General features: G+C 71.2%; 14 protein-coding genes, 1 pseudogene and 1 riboswitch. Of the genes and pseudogenes, 7 read left to right on the forward strand and 8 right to left on the reverse strand.

Annotated features, from left to right (window positions below):
• Nucleotides 1-52: 52 nt before the first annotated feature.
• The 6 genes from GTY58_RS25365 to fahA all read right to left on the reverse strand — a co-directional run bounded on the left by GTY58_RS25365 (nt 53) and on the right by fahA (nt 5,750).
• Nucleotides 53-766 carry an ABC transporter ATP-binding protein gene (locus tag GTY58_RS25365; RefSeq protein ID WP_202498334.1) on the reverse strand — a complete coding sequence of 238 codons (714 nt, stop codon included), beginning with the start codon at nt 764-766 and terminating at the stop codon, nt 53-55.
• Between the two features lie 79 nt (nt 767-845).
• On the reverse strand, nt 846-1,715 hold the full coding sequence (locus tag GTY58_RS25370; RefSeq protein WP_010986274.1) for an ABC transporter permease: 870 nt from the start codon (nt 1,713-1,715) through the stop codon (nt 846-848).
• Nucleotides 1,712-3,058, reverse strand: coding sequence for an ABC transporter substrate-binding protein (locus tag GTY58_RS25375; protein ID WP_010986275.1), 1,347 nt, complete (start codon nt 3,056-3,058; stop codon nt 1,712-1,714). The genes GTY58_RS25370 and GTY58_RS25375 overlap by 4 nt, the downstream gene beginning before the upstream one ends.
• A 15-nt stretch (nt 3,059-3,073) precedes the next feature.
• On the reverse strand, nt 3,074-3,301 hold the full coding sequence (locus GTY58_RS25380) for a ferredoxin family protein (RefSeq protein WP_010986276.1): 228 nt from the start codon (nt 3,299-3,301) through the stop codon (nt 3,074-3,076).
• A 74-nt stretch (nt 3,302-3,375) separates the two neighbouring features.
• Nucleotides 3,376-4,155: a GntR family transcriptional regulator gene (locus GTY58_RS25385; protein WP_010986277.1), complete on the reverse strand. Its 780-nt coding sequence runs from the start codon at nt 4,153-4,155 to the stop codon at nt 3,376-3,378.
• Nucleotides 4,156-4,526: 371 nt separating this feature from the next.
• Entirely contained in the window at nt 4,527-5,750 is a 1,224-nt protein-coding gene (gene fahA / locus GTY58_RS25390) for a fumarylacetoacetase (RefSeq protein WP_010986278.1), read from the reverse strand.
• Nucleotides 5,751-5,936: 186 nt separating this feature from the next.
• Between fahA and GTY58_RS25395 the strand changes: the two genes are divergently transcribed.
• The 4 genes and pseudogenes from GTY58_RS25395 (at nt 5,937) to GTY58_RS25405 (ending at nt 9,578) form a co-directional block, all read left to right on the forward strand.
• Nucleotides 5,937-7,214, forward strand: a complete 1,278-nt coding sequence (locus tag GTY58_RS25395; protein ID WP_242432178.1) for an ATP-grasp domain-containing protein — start codon at nt 5,937-5,939, stop codon at nt 7,212-7,214.
• 49 nt (nt 7,215-7,263) lie between these two features.
• The gene (locus tag GTY58_RS25400; RefSeq protein WP_010986280.1) at nt 7,264-8,466 is read left to right on the forward strand and encodes an FAD-dependent oxidoreductase; all 1,203 of its coding nucleotides are present in this window, start codon (nt 7,264-7,266) and stop codon (nt 8,464-8,466) included.
• Nucleotides 8,467-8,523: 57 nt separating this feature from the next.
• A pseudogene (locus GTY58_RS40885) lies at nt 8,524-8,613 on the forward strand (phosphotyrosine protein phosphatase); the annotation flags it as partial.
• A 152-nt stretch (nt 8,614-8,765) separates the two neighbouring features.
• On the forward strand, nt 8,766-9,578 hold the full coding sequence (locus GTY58_RS25405) for a Cof-type HAD-IIB family hydrolase (RefSeq protein ID WP_010986281.1): 813 nt from the start codon (nt 8,766-8,768) through the stop codon (nt 9,576-9,578).
• A gap of 17 nt (nt 9,579-9,595) precedes the next feature.
• Here GTY58_RS25405 and GTY58_RS25410 read toward each other — a convergent pair whose 3' ends face one another.
• Together GTY58_RS25410 and GTY58_RS25415 are read right to left on the reverse strand one after the other, a co-directional pair.
• Nucleotides 9,596-10,072: a transglycosylase SLT domain-containing protein gene (locus GTY58_RS25410; protein ID WP_010986282.1), complete on the reverse strand. Its 477-nt coding sequence runs from the start codon at nt 10,070-10,072 to the stop codon at nt 9,596-9,598.
• 3 nt (nt 10,073-10,075) lie between these two features.
• Nucleotides 10,076-10,241, reverse strand: a riboswitch (cyclic di-AMP (ydaO/yuaA leader).
• Nucleotides 10,242-10,581: 340 nt separating this feature from the next.
• Nucleotides 10,582-12,636, reverse strand: coding sequence for a CocE/NonD family hydrolase (locus GTY58_RS25415; RefSeq protein ID WP_010986283.1), 2,055 nt, complete (start codon nt 12,634-12,636; stop codon nt 10,582-10,584).
• A gap of 291 nt (nt 12,637-12,927) precedes the next feature.
• Between GTY58_RS25415 and GTY58_RS25420 the strand changes: the two genes are divergently transcribed.
• From GTY58_RS25420 to GTY58_RS25430, 3 genes are all read left to right on the forward strand, one after another.
• Nucleotides 12,928-13,938: a polyprenyl synthetase family protein gene (locus GTY58_RS25420; protein ID WP_010986284.1), complete on the forward strand. Its 1,011-nt coding sequence runs from the start codon at nt 12,928-12,930 to the stop codon at nt 13,936-13,938.
• 152 nt (nt 13,939-14,090) lie between these two features.
• Nucleotides 14,091-15,119: a CHRD domain-containing protein gene (locus tag GTY58_RS25425; protein ID WP_010986285.1), complete on the forward strand. Its 1,029-nt coding sequence runs from the start codon at nt 14,091-14,093 to the stop codon at nt 15,117-15,119.
• 275 nt (nt 15,120-15,394) lie between these two features.
• Nucleotides 15,395-16,624, forward strand: coding sequence for a sigma-E factor regulatory protein RseB domain-containing protein (locus GTY58_RS25430; protein WP_010986286.1), 1,230 nt, complete (start codon nt 15,395-15,397; stop codon nt 16,622-16,624).
• Nucleotides 16,625-16,655: the final 31 nt, after the last annotated feature.

The following is a 16,655-nucleotide window of genomic DNA, read 5'->3' on the forward strand; positions in this document are numbered from 1 at the left end:
AGGTACTGGGCTTCAGACAGGGGGTTTCAGGCAGTCAGGTGCTTCAGGTGCTTCAGGGGCCGAGTGACGTGAGGACCTCGCGCCGCAGGGCGTGCCGCGCCGGGTCGTCGTGGGCCGAGCGGTCGCGGGGGCGCGGCACGTCCCGTACGCCGAGGAGGCGGCCCGCGCCGAGCAGGGCCACGCGGTCGCCCAGGAACAGGGCTTCGTCCACGTCGTGGGTGACGAAGACGACGGTGGCGCCGGTGCCGTGCAGCACCTCGACGAGGAGGTCCTGCATGCCGGCCCGGGTCTGGGCGTCGAGGGCGCCGAAGGGTTCGTCCATGAGGAGGGCGCGGGGCCGGCCGGCCAGGGCGCGGGCGAGCTGGACACGTTGGCGCTGGCCGCCGGACACGTGGTGCGGCAGTTGTCGGTGCTGTGCGGCGAGTCCGACGCGGGCGAGCCAGGCCGCGGCCTGTTCCCGTCGCGCGGGACGCCGGACACCCCGTATGGACAAGGGGAGTTCCACGTTCGCGCGCAGGGTGCGCCAGGGGAGCAGGGCGTCCTCCTGGAAGACCAGCGCGCGTTCGGCGCCGGGGGAGGTGAGGGGGCGGCCGTCCTGTTCCACGGTTCCGGCGAGGGCGGGCAGCAGCCCGGCGAAGGTGCGCAGCAGGGTCGACTTGCCGCAGCCGGAGGGCCCGACGACGGTGAGGATCTCGCCGGGGGCCACCTCGAGGTCCACCCCGCTGAGCGCGGGGGTGCCCGGGCGGCCGAGCGTGGCCGAGCGCAGGACGAGCCCGGCTCCGGACGCGGCTCCGGGCGCGGCTTCGGCCCCGGTCTCGCTCTTGGCTCCGAGTCCGGCTCCGGGATCAGCGGACAAGCTGGTCACGGGGCACCTCCTCCTCGGTCTTCGGACCGGCGGTGACGACGGCGGGCGCGACGGGTGGTGCGGTGGCGCGTACGCGTGCGCCGGGGACGTACGACGTACGGGGCAGCCAGCGCGTCAGCCGGCGGCCCGCGACCTCCACGGCGGTGGATGTCGCCCAGCCCAGTACTCCGATCGTCACCATGCCGACGAACACCCCGGGGTAGTCCACGACCGTGTAGTCCTGCCAGGTGCGGTAGCCGACGCCGTACTGGCCGGAGATCATCTCGGCGGAGATCACACAGATCCACGAGACGCCGATGCCGACCGAGAGGCCGCCGAAGATGCCGGGCAGCGCGCCCGGCAGGACGACCGAGCCGAGGACCCGCCACCGTCCGGCGCCCATGGTGCGAACCGCCTCCTCCCACACCGGAGTCAGGGCGCGCACGGCGTGCCGGGTGGAGACCAGCACCGGGAAGTACGCGGCTGTGCAGGTGATGAAGACGATGCCCTGTTCGTTGGAGGGGAAGAGCAGGATCGCGACCGGGACCAGCGCGATCGCCGGGATCGGGCGGAGCACTTCCAGCGGGGGGCCGAGGAGGTCCTCGGCGAGGCGGGAGCGCGCCACCAGGACGCCCGTCGCCACGCCCAGGACCGCCGCCAGCAGAAAGCCGGTGAGGATGCGGGTGAGGCTGTCGGTGAGGTCCGTCCAGTAGTCGTCGCCGCCGAGGCGGCCGGCGAAGGCGCGGGCCACGTCGGCGACCGTCGGGAACTGGGAGAAGCGCAGCCACAGGTCGACGTTCCGGCTGGTCAGCAGCTGCCAGGTGGCGAGCGCGGCCGCCAGGGAGCCGATGCGCAGCGCATAGCGGGTCATGAGGCCGCCCGGGCCAGCGCCGCGGCGTACGAGACGGTGCGCGCGCCCTGGTGCCCGGCGACGTACGCCCGAGCGGTGGCCGGTGCGACGAACGGGAGCAGCCGGTCGCCGTCCGCCACCCACACCGCCTTGTCCGCGAACCACGGGGTGCCGGTGGTGGCGTCGGGGACGTACGCGGCGCGGATGCCGTCACGATGTGCGGCCAGATGGCGCAGCAGCGCGGTCGGGGTGGCGAAGGAACGGGTCCGGGTGGCGCCCTTCGGCCAGACCTCGCTCGCGGCCGGGGCGGGCGCCGCGGTGAGTCCCGCGGTGTACGACGAGCCGAGCGCCTTCTTCGCGTACCGGTCGTCGACAAAGGCGTCCACGTCGACATTTCCGATCAGTTTCGCCGACTTCAGGACCGACACGTCCTGCTTGAGCGCCGAGATCAGCCGCGGCTTCAGCGCCGGGTCGAAGGTGGCGATGCCGTGCGCGCCGTTGTAGAGGTAGACGACCTCGGCGGGCAGGCCGGTGGCTTCGGCGACCTTCTCGGCGGCGGTGACGGGGTGGTCGTTCAGATAGTCCGTCGCCTCTGCCTGGGCCTTCAGGAAGGCTTGGAGTACGGCGGGGCGGCGCTTGGCGAAGTCCTCGCGGGCCGTGACCCCGTGGAACGTCGGCAGGTTCAGTTCCGCGCCGTCGTACAGGGCCTTGGCCTTGCCCTGGTAGGCGAGCAGGCCCGGCCAGGCGACGAACTGGGAGAGGGCGTCCGCGCTGCCCGCGGAGAGTGCCGAAGCACCTACCGCGGGCTGCTGGTTGAGCTTCTCGATGCCCTTGTCCGGGTCGATTCCGGCGCGCCGCAGGGCGCGTACGAGGGTGCCGTCGGCCGCCGAGCCGATGCTCGTCGACACCTTTTTGCCGCGCAGGTCCTTGAGGGACGCGAGGTGCGAGTTCGGCGCGGTGACGATGGTGTTGAGGCCGCCGCGCAGGTTGTAGCCGGTGACCGAGACCAGGTGGGTGGGCTTGCCGAGCTGCGTGCCGCGGGCCGCGTTGATCAGCAGGGGGAAGTCGCCCATCGAGCCGATGTCGATCTTCCCGGCGGTCATCTGGGCGGTGATGGGGGCGCCGGTGGCGTAGTCCTGCCACTTCACCTTGTAGGTGACGCCGTCGCCCAGGGAGTTCAGCTCCCGCTCGAAGGAGCCGAGCGAGCGGAGCAGGGTGCCCGCGGTGACGGTGTTGATGGTCTTGGACTGGTAGCCGACGGTGACGGTGACCGTGTCGCCGGAGCCGGCCCGCGTGTCACCGCCGCAGCCGGTCAGCGGGAGGAGAAGGGCACCCGCCGCTACTGCAACTGTCGTGCGTTTCATGGAAGTTCGGGCCTCTCACCGGAGCAGATAGGGCATGTTGACCGTGACCGCGCCGGTGGGACAGCGGGCCGCGCACGGGCCGCAGTACCAGCACTCGTCGACGTGCATGTACGCCTTGCCGTTGCTCTCGTCGATGGCGAGGGAGTCCAGCGGGCACATGTCCACGCAGAGCGTGCAGCCGTCGATGCACTTCGACTCGTCGATGGTCACGGGCACGTCGGCCCGCTGGGGCGCCAAGGGCATGGCTGTCTCCAGGAATCAGTACGGCGAGGGGATGGCGGGGCTACAGGGATGGCGGGGCTACGGAGATGCCGGGGCTACCGGGAGCGGTGCAGCAGGCCGCTCATCGTGATGCGGTCGCCGCGGAAGCGGATGAACTCCAGGTCGACGGGGCGGCCGTCGGCGAGGTGGGTGAGCCGTTCCAGCATCAGTACGGCCGCGCCGCGTGGTGCCTGGAGTACGGCGGCCGAGTGCGCGTCCGCGTTCACCGCCTCCAGGGTGATCTCGGCGTGCCCGAGGGGCTGTCCGGTGATCGCTTCCAGGAGCCGGAAGACGTCGGTGTTCTCCAGGTCGGCGCCGAGCAGGGCGGTGCCGAGGTCGAGCGGGACGTAGGTGAGGTCGAGGGAGAGGGGGAGGCCGTCGAGGCGGCGCAGCCGCTCGATGTAGAGGACGTCGGCGCCGGGGGGTACGCGCAGGCGTTCGGCGACCGGGGCGGGGGCGGCGACGGGGCCGACCGTACGGATCTCGTTGCTGACCTGGCCGTGTTCGCGCAGGGTCTCCGCGAGTCCCATCAGCCGGTCGAGCCCGTGCGGGTACTTCTGGGCGACGACGACCGTGCCGACGCCGGGGAGCCGTTCCACGAGACCCTCGGCCCTGAGGAGGTCGAGGGCCTGGCGGACGGTGCCCCGCGTGGCGCGGTAGTCGGCGCCGAGGGCGGCCTCGTGGGGGAGGGTGCCGTCCGGGAAACCGCCGGTCAGCACTTGGTGACGGAGCAGGTCGGCGAGTTGCCTGGCCCGGTCCGCGCGCAGCCTTCGCCGGTGGGCGGCGACGGTGGTCGCGCCCTGGCCGGCGTGGTCTCGGATGCGTTCGGCGGGCATGGGTCGGACGATACCGACGGGCTCGCGGGTGTGGTGTTGCCGGAGTGTTGCGCCACCTGCCGCTCCGTCGGACATGCCGTTGACCTGCGGGTTCGGCGGAGCCGGGGCAAGATCTGCCACCGTTCTTCGAAGCGTGCCGTTTTCGAAGCGCGCCGTTTTTCGTGGCATGCCGTTCGTCGAAGCGTGCCGTTCGCCCGAGTGTGCCGCTTCGCGGGGCGATCGCCGAAACGGCTGGAGCTCTGCTGACGTCAAGCCCGTGAAAGTCCCGGACGGACGACGTGCACTCACCGCCGTTGGCGCCGCTGATCGCGGCCTGTGTCAAGACCTGTGTCCAGCGGTGAGTGCAAGGCCCCGTCGGCCGAAGGGTCGTGTCAGACGGTCGGCACCACGCGGCCGGTGACCTCGCCGAGGCCCACCCGCGTCCCGTCCGGCCCCGGTGCCCACGCCGTCAGCGTCACGACATCCCCGTCCTCCACGAACGTCCGCTTGCCGTCGGGGAGTTCGAGGGCGTCCCGGCCGTTCCAGGTCAGCTCGAGGAGGGAGCCGCGCTGGTTCTCCTGAGGGCCGCTCACCGTGCCCGAGCCGTACAGGTCGCCCGTCCGCAGCGACGCCCCGTTCACCGTCATGTGCGCGAGCTGCTGCGCGGCCGTCCAGTACATGGTGGAGAACGGCGGCTCCGAGACCGTATGACCGTTGATCCGGACGGAGATGCGCAGGTCGTAGCCGCCCGGCTCCTCGTCCGCGTCGTCCAGATAGGGCAGCAGCGGGTAGGTGCGCGCCGGGGGCGCCACCCGCGCGTCCTCCAGCGCGTCCAGTGGGGTGATCCACGCCGACACCGACGTGGCGAACGACTTGCCGAGGAACGGGCCCAGCGGGACGTACTCCCAGGCCTGGATGTCGCGCGCCGACCAGTCGTTCAACAGGCACAGCCCGAAGACGTGGTCCCGGAAGTCGCCGAGGCCCACCGACCGGCCCATCGGCGACGGCGTACCCACCACGAAGCCGACCTCCGCCTCGATGTCCAGCCGGACCGAAGGGCCGAAGACGGGCGCCGCGTCCGTGGGGGCCTTGCGCTGGCCGGACGGGCGTACGACCTCCGTGCCCGACACCACCACCGTGCCGGAGCGGCCGTGGTAGCCGATCGGCAGATGCTTCCAGTTGGGGGTCAGGGGGTCGGGCGCGTCCGGGCGGAAGATCTGCCCGACGTTTCGCGCGTGGTTCTCGGAGGCGTAGAAGTCGACGTAGTCGGCGACCTCGAAGGGCAGGTGCAGGGTCACCGAGGAGAGCGGATGCAGGAACGGTGCGACGGCCTCCTGGTGGGCGGGGACCGTCACCCACGCCGTGATCGCGCGCCGCACGTCCGACCATGCCGTGCGGCCCGCCGCGAGGAGCGCGTTGAGGGTCGGCCGCGCCAGCAGGGAGGCGTACGGGGAGCCGAGTGCGCGGGCTGCCGCGCCCGCGTCGAGCACGTGGTCGCCGAGCCGGACGCCCACGCTCCGGTCGGCCTGCTCGCCGGAGCCCGCCGGGGAGAACACGCCGTACGGAAGATTGTGCGGGCCGAAGGGATCGCCCTCGGGGACATCGAAGGGGGGCATCGGGTGCTGCCTCGCTTTCCGTGTGGTTGCGGCACACGTTACGGGTGCGTTGCCGCTCTTGGGCAGTGCCTAAAGAGTTCGCAATGTCCGAATAGGTCTTGTCGGAGGGTTCAATTCCGGCTTAGCGTCCTTTGGGGACATGGACGGGGTGGGTCCGGTCCGTAGGGGGGACACGTGGGGGGACCCGTGGCCAGAAGCACCGGCAGCGTGCCGTTCGACGCGGACCGTGACGTGCCGGGGCTGATCGTCAAGTTCGGCGACTACCCGCTGCATCACGGCGGTGTGGGCGCCATCCGCAGCCTGGGACGGCTCGGCATACCGATGTATGCGATGACCGAAGACCGTTACACGCCCGCGGCGGCCTCGCGCTATCTGCGCCGCGCCTTCGTCTGGCCGACCACCGGAACGGAGGAACCGGAACGGCTCGTGGAAGGGCTGCTGCGCATCGGGCACCTGATCGGCCGTCCGGCCGTCCTCATCCCGACCGACGAAGAGGCGGCCGTCCTGATCGCCGAGCACCAGGAGGCACTGGCCGACCGGGGCCGCTTCCTCTTCCCGCGGGTCGACGCCAAGCTCCCGCGCCGGCTCGCCAGCAAACAGGGGCTGCACGAACTGTGCGTGGAGCACGGCATCCCCAGCCCGGCGGCCGCCTTCCCGCAGTCGTACGACGACATCGTGCGCTTCGCCGAGAAGGCCCGCTTCCCGCTCGTGGCCAAGAACCGCGAAGCGTTCGTCCGCCGGTCCCGGCCCGCGGTGAACGGCACGACGCGGATCGCCACCCGCGAGGGACTGCTCACGCTCGCCCGCGACTGGGGCGACCACCCCGGAGTGATCCTCCAGGAGTACCTGCCGAGAGAGGAGGCCGAAGACTGGATCGTGCACGCCTACTTCGACGCGGACTCGACCCCGCTCGCCATGTTCACCGGCGTGAAGGTCCGCTCCTGGCCGCCGCACGCCGGGATGACGGCGAACGCGTACGTCGTGGACAATCCGGAACTCGCCGACCTCGCCGCGCGTTTCATCAAGCAGATCGGCTTCAGCGGCGTCATCGACCTCGACCTGCGCTTCGACCGGCGCGACGGCCAGTACAAGCTCCTCGACTTCAACCCACGGATGGGCGCCCAGTTCCGCCTCTTCGAGAACGAGTCGGGGGTGGACGTCGTCCGCGCCATGCACCTCGACCTGACCGGGCGCACGGTTCCGGAGGGGGAACAGCGCGCCGGCCACCGCTACATCGTGGAGAACATCGACCTGCCGGCCCTGCTCGCCTACCGCCGCAGCGGCTATACGACGCCGCACGCGCCGGCCCGCGCGAGCGGTACGGAGCTGGCCTGGCTCGCGGGTGACGACCTGCGGCCGTTCTTCACGATGCTCGCGCGCTTCGTGCGGCCGGGCGCGAAGCACCTGTATCAGCTGTGGCGGACCAACCGCCGCGGCGGCACCAACAGTTCCACTGCGAAGTAGGCACGAGTGCGCGCTCCGCGCCGCACCGCACGTCCTGGGGAGGGACTTCGTGATTCAACCGGTAGCAGTCATCGGTGCCGGGCCGTTCGGCCTGTCCACCGCGGCCCATCTGAGGGCGCGCGGTATCCCGGTCCGCGTCTTCGGTGATCCCATGGTGAGCTGGCGCGACCACATGCCCGCCGGAATGCTGCTGAAGTCGACTCCGGCGGCATCCACCATCGACGCCCCCCAACGCGGCCACCGCCTCGTCGACTACTGCGACGCGGCCGGCATCGCCCGGCTCGTCACGGACGAGGACATCATCCCCGTGGAGACATTCATCGGGTACGGGCGGTGGTTCCAGGAGCAGCTGGTGCCCGGCCTGGAGCAGGTGCGGGTCGTCTCGGTGGACCGCAAGGCGGGCGGTGGCTTCGAACTCAAGCTGGACTCGGGTGAGTTGTTCACCGCGCGGGCGGTCGTGGTGGCGACGGGCCTGTCCGGGCTGGCCCATCTGCCCGCCGAACTCGCGGGAGCGGCCGTGGACGGCCCCACCCCCACCGGCCCGGTCTCGCACAGCTCCCAGCACCACGACCTGAGCCGGTTCGCGGGCAAGGAACTCGTGGTCGTCGGCGCGGGCCAGTCCGCGCTGGAGACCGCCGCGCTGGCCGCCGAGGCGGGTGCGCACGTGCGCGTGGTCTCCCGGGGCCGGGGCAGGGTGTCCTTCGGCGCGCCGCCGTGGAAGCAGCCGAGGCTGCGCCCCGAGTCGCCCTTCGGCCGCGCCTGGTCGCTGTGGGCGCTGAGCTACTACCCCCACCCGTACCGGTATCTGCCCGCCGAGGCCCGCCACTACCTGGTACGCCGGGTGCTCGGCCCGCTCGGCGCATGGTGGCTGCGGGACCGCTTCGAGGGCAAGGTGGAGGTGCGTGAGGTGGCGTCCGTCGCCCGCGCCCACGCGTCCGAGGGATCACCGGTCCTCACACTCCGGACACACGGCGGCCGTACGCAGGAGCTGCCGGCCGACCATGTCATCGCGGCGACCGGCTACCGCGTCGACATCGCCGCGATGGACTTCCTCGGGCACGAGCTGCGCACGGAACTGGTGGTGAGCCGGGGCACGCCGAAACTGGGCGCGGGGTTCCGGTCGTCCGTGCCGGGCCTGTACTTCACGGGCCTGCCGGCCGCGGCGTCGTACGGACCGGTGATGCGCTTCGTGTGCGGTACCGAGTTCGCGTCCCCGCGCCTGGCGAAGCACCTGGCGGGGGCGCACGGCTGAGGCGGCGGCCGCACCGAAGGGGCGCGCCGGGAATCGCGCCCCTTCCTCGGCCGGACGCTCGACGACCCGGCGGGTCAGGGCGTCGACGCCGTACGCCCGGTCCGCGACGAGAGCGAACGGCGGGTGGGCGGTCTGCCGGCCGAGCTGTCCCACCGACCCCGCCGGACGGTCAACGGCCCCCGCGGCCGAACGCCCCCGCGATCAACGGCCCCTGTGACGGGCGTCGTTGCGCACGAGATACCGGACGTCGTCCGGTTCCCGCCGGGCCGATGGGGCGTTCGATCCGTATCCTCTCGATCATGGCCGCTCCCACCGCATATTCACTCATCGCCACTGACCTGGACGGAACGCTGCTGCGCCGCGACGACACGTTCTCCGACCGGTCCCTCGCCGCGCTGGCGAGGGCGGCCGGGGCCGGCGCCCAGCACCTCGTGGTGACGGGACGGCCGGCCCCCAGGGTGCGACCACTGCTCGACGCCCTCGGCACCAGGGGGCTCGCGGTGTGCGGACAGGGCGCGCAGCTGTACGACGCCGGCGCGAACCGTCTGCTGTGGTCGGTGACCCTGGACCGTGAGCTGGCCGAGACCGCGCTCGGCAAGATCGAGGCCGAGGTCGGAGAGGTGTACGCGGCCGTCGACCAGGACGGCGTGGACGGGCTGACGCTGATCGAGCCGGGCTATCTCATGCCGCACCCGACGCTTCCGGCCGTACGGGTGCCGCGGCGGGACGACCTGTGGACCGAGCCCATCAGCAAGGTCCTGCTGCGCCATCCCCTGCTCTCCGACGACGAGTTGGCGTCCGAGGCCCGCGGAGCCGTCGGTTCGCTCGCCACGGTCACCATGTCGGGACCCGGCACCGTCGAACTCCAGCCATGCGGCATCACCAAGGCGACCGGGCTCGCCCTCGCCGCCGATCACCTGGGCCTCACCCCGGCGCGGACCATCGCCTTCGGCGACATGCCCAACGACATCCCCATGTTCGACTGGGCGGCCCACGGCGTCGCCATGGCCAACGCCCATCCCGAGCTCAAGGCCGTCGCCGACGAGATCACCACGTCGAACGAGGACGACGGCATCGCCGTCGTCCTCGAGCGGTTGTTCCCCGGCCGGTAAGCGGCCGGAAGGTCGGCTCAGTACGCCCCGAAGACGTTGTCGATCGAGCCGTACCTCGCGGCGGCGTAGTTGCACGCCGCCGTGATGTTCGCCACCGGGTTGTAGGGGTCGAACGCGGTGCCGGGCACGTGGTACGCGGCGAACGTCGGGTCGATGACCTGGAGGAGACCCTTGGACGGGGTGCCCTTCGCGGCGTTGGAGTCCCAGTTGTTGATGGCGAGCGGGTTGCCGGACGACTCGCGGATGACGTTGCGGTAGATGCCGTTGTACGTGCCCGGAATGTTGTGCTTTGCCATGATGTCCAGGGACTCACGGATCCAGCCGTCGAGGTTGTTGGTGTACGTCACGGCGGAGGACGGAGCGGCCGCGGTGGTGGCGGGGGTGGCGGCGGACGCGCCGGTCGCCCCCAGGAGCGGCAGGGCGAGGACGGCGACACCCGTTCCCGCGACGGCGAGGGTGCGGGCGAATCGGGCGGGCATGGCGAACGCGGGCATGTCGAATTTCCTCTCCGGCGCCTGCGAGGTGAGCTGTCGGGTTCGGGCTGGAGATGCCCGGCCGCGTCCGAGGACGCGGCTTCACCCCGAGCCGCTCCGGCGTGGTGACCGGACGGCGACTTACCTGGTTTCCCCGCTCCTGCCGTGCGTGAGTGAGTGGTGGATTGATCGGGCGGCGGCAGGATTTGGCGATCCGCCCGGGTCCGGAACGTATGCGAGAGCACATGTCGGGAACAAGTGGCGAAATCACAGCACGGTGTATTTGACCTTGATGCCAGGCAAAAGGATCATTTGATGCATTAGGGAGACAGGGGTCAACTTGCCTTTCGCAAAGGGGAAGTTGACGTTCCGGATGTGGGGTGGCGATCCACGCCCGCGTGACCCAATTCACGTGCGTGGATGGAATTTTACGGAGCTACCACCCAATACGGGCAACTCGGGCACGGTTTTCCTGGAGCGCCCACCGCGCGCTAAGCGCGGATACTTCATGCCATTTCGGACAGTTCCGGCTATCCCGCTGTCCGGGGAATCCTCTTCCGCCACGTCCGGTGGAACACCACCTCGTCACCGTCCTTGCAGATCACCTCGTCCGAGGTGATGAAGTCCGCCGCGTCGCAGGTGACTTCGGACCGCGTCCGCACGCTCGCGTCCCACGCCAGGTCCGGGCGGTGCAGCCGGATCGACCAGTCCGAGCGGGTGCGGGCCGACAGGGGGTCGGACGCGTCGACCGTGTAGGTCTCCCGGGCGTCCTCGGTGAGCTCCAGCCCGTCGGGGTACACCCGGGTACCGCCGTGACGCGGGTCGTCCTCGAAACGCGGGTCGTCCTCCAGGCGCCACCGGCCGGCCGCCACATCGCGTACGACCAGCCGCTCCGGCCGGGGTTCGTCGAGAGTGACCGGGCTGACGACACCGAGCGGCTCGGCCTGCTCCGGCTCCTCGAAGCGAATGGCCGGGTCCGACTCCCTTGCCCGCACCGGCAGTTGGAGCGCACTGCCCGCCGGGTCCAGTGTGAAGCCGGCCTCCGAGCCCGGCTGCGGCCAGATCCACGGCCAGTACGCGGAGGAGACCGCGAGGCGGATGCGGTGGCCGGGCGGGAAGGCGTGTCCGATGCCGTTCAGCTCGAAGGTCACGTCCTCCGTCGCGCCCGGCTGCCATGCCGTGGCGCGGTCACGGCCGTGGCGTGCCGACAGGTTCAGGACGCCCCGGGTGAGGAGGGTCGACGAGCCGTCGGGGAACACCTCGCACAGCCGCGCGATCACCTGCCCCCGGGGTGCCCACGAGGTCAGCCGCAGCCGCACCCTCGGCCGCCCCAGCACCCAGGTCTCCGCCGCCACTTCGAACTCGAAGCACGCCGACTTCGCGTCCTCGTCGCGCTGGTCGGGCGGCAGGTCGGCGTCGTTCCCCACGGGCAGCAAGCGGCCGGCGTCCACCCCCGTGTGCATCGGCGACCGGACGAGCACGGGCGCGCCCTGGAGCCCGTACGACACCGGGGTCACGGCGGGCGACGGCCACGCGGCGTCCCCCACCCAGCGGCCCGGCAGGACGTCGTACACCGTCGCCGGAGGATGCGAGTCGCCGATGTACGAGCGGAGCAGCGGCTCGGCCATCACTCCGTTCGTGCCTGTGCCTGTGTCCGTGTCCGTGTCCGTGTCCGTGTCCTTGAGCCAGTGGTCCCACCAGCGCAGCGTCTCCTGGAGGAAGCCGATCGCCGGGCCGGGCGGCAGGCCGCGGTCCGGGTACTGGTGCGACCACGGGCCGATCAGCCCCCGCACACGATCGGGCGGAAGGCACTCGACCAGCCGCAGCACCGTGTCGCGGTACGGGTCGTGCCAGCCGCCGACGGCGAGGACGGCGGCCCTGATCGCGCCGTAGTCCTCGCGGACGCCGCCGGGGCGCCAGTAGCCGTCCCGCGTCTGGTGCTCCAGCCAGGTGTGGATGAAGGGGGTCACCGACTCCAGGCGTTCGGTCCACATGTCCCGCCACATCACCGCGCCCACGTGCGCCGGGTCCGGGGGGCGGGAGGCGAACGCGAGCATCGTCGCCGCCCAGGCGTGCATGCCGACCGCGAGGACGGAGCCTCCCCGGTAGTGGACGTCGTGGTCGTAGCGGTCGTCCGGCGAGCAGACCGTGACGACCGCCTTGAGCGGCTCGGGCGCGCGGGCCGCGATCCGCAGGGCGTCGAAGCCGCCCCAGGAGATGCCGAACATGCCGACCCGCCCGCTGCACCAGGGCTGGGCCGCCAGCCACTCGATCACCTCCACCCCGTCGGCCGCCTCCGCCTCCGCGTGGGTGTCGCCCGGCATGCCCTCCGAGTTGCCGTGCCCGCGGATGTCCACCCGGACGGAGGCGTAGCCGTGACCCGCGTACCAGGGGTGGCGCTGCCAGTCGCGGGCGGCGGTCTCGTCCGTGAGGCGGTACGGGAGGTACTCCAGCAGGGCGGGGACCGGCTCGCCGGTCAGCGGGCGCCACACGCGCGCGTACAGCCGTGTTCCGTCCTGGAGCGGGACGAGGAGGTCGTCGTGGGTGGTCTCGTAGGGAAAGGACGTCCGGATGCGCGCGCTCATCGGGGTGACCTACGGGACACTGTATCCACTCCCGTTTGTATCGCTACATATACCTTGTTATCACCTGATCAAGAACATACCGGTCGTGATCCGATACCGCCCGGCCTGGAACCGTGGGCGCTCGTGGTGATCGAAACGTGACCGGATACGCTGACTTGAGTGATGGCAGCGACAGATCGACAAACAGCTCGACAAGCGCGAGTGTTCGACGGGCGACGTCATCGAGCTAGTGACCGACCTTGAGACCGACCGTGTGATCGTCAGTAGACGTCAGCAGACAGGAGACCCCTCGTGACCGTCGTCGGGCCGTTCGGGCTGAGCGTGCGGGACCAGGCTCTCGAAGCCGATGTCCAGGCCGGGTTGGCGGCTGTCGAGGAGGGTTTGCTCGAAGCCACCAAGAGCGAGGTCCCGTTCATCACGGAGGCCGCGCAGCATCTCGTGCGCGCGGGCGGGAAGCGGTTCAGGCCGCTGCTCGTGATGCTCGCCGCGCGGTTCGGTGATCCGTACGCGCCGGGGCTCGTGCCCTCGGCCGTGGTGGTGGAACTGACCCACCTCGCCACGCTGTACCACGACGACGTCATGGACGAGGCGGACGTGCGACGCGGGGTCCCCAGCGCGAACGCCCGCTGGGGCAACTCGGTCGCGGTCCTCACCGGCGACTTCCTCTTCGCCCGCGCCTCGCACATCCTCGCCGACCTCGGCCCGGAGGCGGTGCGCGTCCAGGCGGAGGCGTTCGAGCGGCTGGTGACCGGGCAGATCCTGGAGACCGCTGGGCCGATGGACGGCCGCGACCCCGTGGAGCACTACCTGGAGGTGCTGAGCGGCAAGACCGGGGCGCTGGTGGCGGTGGCGTGCCGGTTCGGGGCGATGATGTCCGGGGCCGACGAGACGGTCGTGGACGTGCTCACGCAGTACGGGGAGCGGCTGGGCGTGGCCTTCCAGCTCGCCGACGACGTGCTCGACATCGCCTCCGACTCGCACGAGTCCGGGAAGACGCCCGGCACGGATCTGCGCGAAGGCATTCCGACGCTGCCGGTGCTGCGGCTGCGGGAGCGGGTGGCCCGGCTCGGGCTGGCCGAGGACATCGCCCTGTGCGAGCTGCTGGACTCCGACCTGACGGACGACGCGCGGCACGCGGAGGCGCTGACCCGGCTGCGGGCGCACCCCGCGCTGGAGCAGGCCCGCAAGGACACCGTGCGGTACGTGGAGGACGCGCGGGCCGCCCTGGCGCCGCTGGCGGAGTGCAACGCGAAGGCCGCGCTGATCGAGCTGTGCGACGCGGTGGTGCACCGGGCCGGGTGAGGCCGGGTTGGTTTCTGCCCGATACCGGCAGGTCGTCCGTGTTGTGATGCAGGTCACATCCTTAGAATGAGTCCAGGCTGAGATTCATTCCGTACTCCCGCACAGAAGCTGACACAGGGGGTGTCAGTCGGTAAACGGGGAGTTTTCCGATCATGGGTACTGACGCTACGTTCGCGAAGCGCCGCAAGAACCTGATCATCACCGGTGTCGCGGTGGCCGCCGCGGCCGGAGTGGCCGCCGCCGTCATCCCGGCGGTCGCCGCCGGCGGGAACGGCGGGGCGGGCCACGGCACGGCCCACACCGGGCACGGGGGCCAGAGCATCGTCACGCAGGGCGGTGCCGTCGGCGGCAGCGGCGGCAGTGGGGGCGCCATCCTCGCCGCCAGTCTCCGAGGGGCCAACGAGGTCCCGGTCGCCGGCGGTCCCGCCGTCGGCGACAAGGACGGCGCGGCCCTGGAGTTCATCAGGGTCAAGGGGGACACCGTGTCCGTCGCCGTGACCTGGCGCGGCACCGGAAAGCCGACCCTGCTCCACATCCACCAGGGCGCCAAGGGGACCAACGGCGGCGTCAAGATCGACTTCAGCGAGCTCCTGGAGAAGGGCGTCCGGCACCACAGCGTCGTCGGGTCCGTCAAGGTCAAGGACGCCGCGCTGCTCTCGCAGTTGAAGACCGACCCGGGGGCGTTCTACGCCAATCTGCACACCGCGCAGTTCCCGGGCGGAGCCGTCCGCGGCCAGCTCCACAAGGTCACCACCGCCTTCGACTTCCGGCACGCCCTGAACAACTTCCAGGCATCGGTGGTCAAGGGCAAGCAGATCTACGAGTGCAAGCCCGCCGAGGGCGGCGGCTACGCGTTCGCCCAGCGGGACGTCGCCGCGCGGCTCGGCGGCGACATCGCGCACTCGTTCGTGAAGCCCAACTCCGGTACTCCACAGTGGGTCGCCCCCGACCGCAGCGCCGTCACCGGCACGCTCATCAGCAAGACGGCCAACGGCGACAAGAACATCCCGGAGCTCGACCTCAAGGCCACCCGGTCCGGCAAGCACCGGGGGCTGCTGGCCCACACGGCCGAGATCCTGCGTCTGAACACCGTGGGCGGGGTAGCCCCGGCCGGCTCCTGCTCGCCGGGCACGGTCGTGGGCGTGCCGTACCAGGCCGACTACGTGTTCGTGCAGCGCTGACCAGGAGGTCACCCGGGTGGCGCCTGCCCCGCACGACCCCTACGGGTCGGGGGAGGCGTCACCCCTGTCATGTCATACCCCAGCAGTACACGGAGTTGAGCCCGGGGTCTGACGCTTCTTCGCGGCCGATTTGGTCATATGGAAGTCACCACTTCACAGCAATTCGGGTGAGAATGGCGGCCAGAGGGTGGGGGCACCTCCCCGCGCGAGCGAAGTCCGAGCTCGGGGGAAGTGCAGGACGGTAGGCCGCCGCCGACGACGGAGGTAAGGCACACATGGCACCGTACGAATCCGACGACAGCACCAGGGCCGACGAGGCCGAGGACGTGCGCGCCGGCCGACGCAAGGCCACGCGGTACGTCGTCCCGGTCACGGTGGTGGGGTTGGCGGCGGCGACCATCGGGCTCGTCCCGGCGCTCGCCGACTCCGGCGACCCGGACCTGCCGAAGATCACCGCACAGCAACTCATCGAGAAGATCGCCAAGTCGGACGTCCAGCAGCTGTCCGGCACGGTGAAGATCAGCACCGACCTGGGCCTGCCGGACCTGGGCGGGCTGGAGAGCGGCTTCCTGTCCGGCGCGGCCCAGGGCTCCGGCGGGGACGGCTCGTCCGCCGACCCCTCGGCCAAGCTGATGGAGCTGGCCTCCGGCACGCACACGCTGCGCGTCGCGGCCGACGGCGAGGACAAGCAGAAGCTCTCGCTCCTGGACAAGGCCGCCGAGTACAGCATCATCCGCAACGGCGCCGACGTCTGGGCGTACGACAGCGCGTCGAACGAGGCGTACCACGCGAAGGACGCGGCGAGCGGCGAGAAGTCGGACAAGGCCCGGCCTGACGACGTGCCGGCCACGCCGAAGGAGATGGCCGACGAGGCGCTGAAGGCGGTCGACGACACGACGTCCGTGGCGGTCGACGGCACGGCCCAGGTCGCGGGCCGCGACGCGTACAAGCTGGTCATCAAGCCGAAGCAGTCCGGCTCCACGGTCGGCGCGATCACCATCGCGGTGGACGCGAAGACGGGGCTGCCGCTGAAGTTCACGCTGACCCCGGCCAAGGGCGGCGCGGCCGTCGTGGACGCGGGCTTCACCCAGGTCACCTTCGCCAAGCCGTCGGCGTCGACGTTCGACTTCACGCCGCCGAAGGGCACGAAGGTCACCCAGGACGGTGACGGGGCGAAGGTCCCCGAGCACTCCGGGAAGCCCGGTTCCGGCAAGGACCTCGGCGCGGGTCTCGACGGTCTCAAGACCATGGGCAAGGGCTGGAGCACCATCGTCCGGCTCGACGACGGAGGCGGCTCGGGCCTGCCGACCGGCTCCGACTCGTCCGGCAACAGCGACGTCTCCGGGTTCCTGAACTCCCTCGGCGACCACGTCAGCGGCTCGTTCGGCTCGGGCACGGTCTTCTCGACCCGCCTGGTCAACGCGCTGATCACGGACGACGGCAAGGTGTACGCGGGTGCGGTCACCAAGGACGCGCTGGTGAAGGCGGCGAACGCCGGAAAGTGAGTGCCGCGTCGGGCTCGGCGAAGTGAGGGAG

This window comes from Streptomyces sp. SID5469, assembly GCF_009862865.1.
Classification (GTDB): domain Bacteria; phylum Actinomycetota; class Actinomycetes; order Streptomycetales; family Streptomycetaceae; genus Streptomyces; species Streptomyces avermitilis.

Bases quoted from the DNA above. Each gene is read 5' to 3' on its own strand.
- GTY58_RS25370 (WP_010986274.1), bottom strand. From the start codon at position 1,715: ATGACCCGCTATGCGCTGCGCATCGGCTCCCTGGCGGCCGCGCTCGCC.
- GTY58_RS25375 (WP_010986275.1), bottom strand. From the start codon at position 3,058: ATGAAACGCACGACAGTTGCAGTAGCGGCGGGTGCCCTTCTCCTCCCG.
- GTY58_RS25380 (WP_010986276.1), bottom strand. From the start codon at position 3,301: ATGCCCTTGGCGCCCCAGCGGGCCGACGTGCCCGTGACCATCGACGAG.
- GTY58_RS25385 (WP_010986277.1), bottom strand. From the start codon at position 4,155: ATGCCCGCCGAACGCATCCGAGACCACGCCGGCCAGGGCGCGACCACC.
- fahA (WP_010986278.1), bottom strand. From the start codon at position 5,750: ATGCCCCCCTTCGATGTCCCCGAGGGCGATCCCTTCGGCCCGCACAAT.
- GTY58_RS25405 (WP_010986281.1), top strand. From the start codon at position 8,766: ATGGCCGCTCCCACCGCATATTCACTCATCGCCACTGACCTGGACGGA.
- GTY58_RS25410 (WP_010986282.1), bottom strand. From the start codon at position 10,072: ATGCCCGCGTTCGCCATGCCCGCCCGATTCGCCCGCACCCTCGCCGTC.
- GTY58_RS25415 (WP_010986283.1), bottom strand. From the start codon at position 12,636: ATGAGCGCGCGCATCCGGACGTCCTTTCCCTACGAGACCACCCACGAC.
- GTY58_RS25425 (WP_010986285.1), top strand. From the start codon at position 14,091: ATGGGTACTGACGCTACGTTCGCGAAGCGCCGCAAGAACCTGATCATC.
- GTY58_RS25430 (WP_010986286.1), top strand. From the start codon at position 15,395: ATGGCACCGTACGAATCCGACGACAGCACCAGGGCCGACGAGGCCGAG.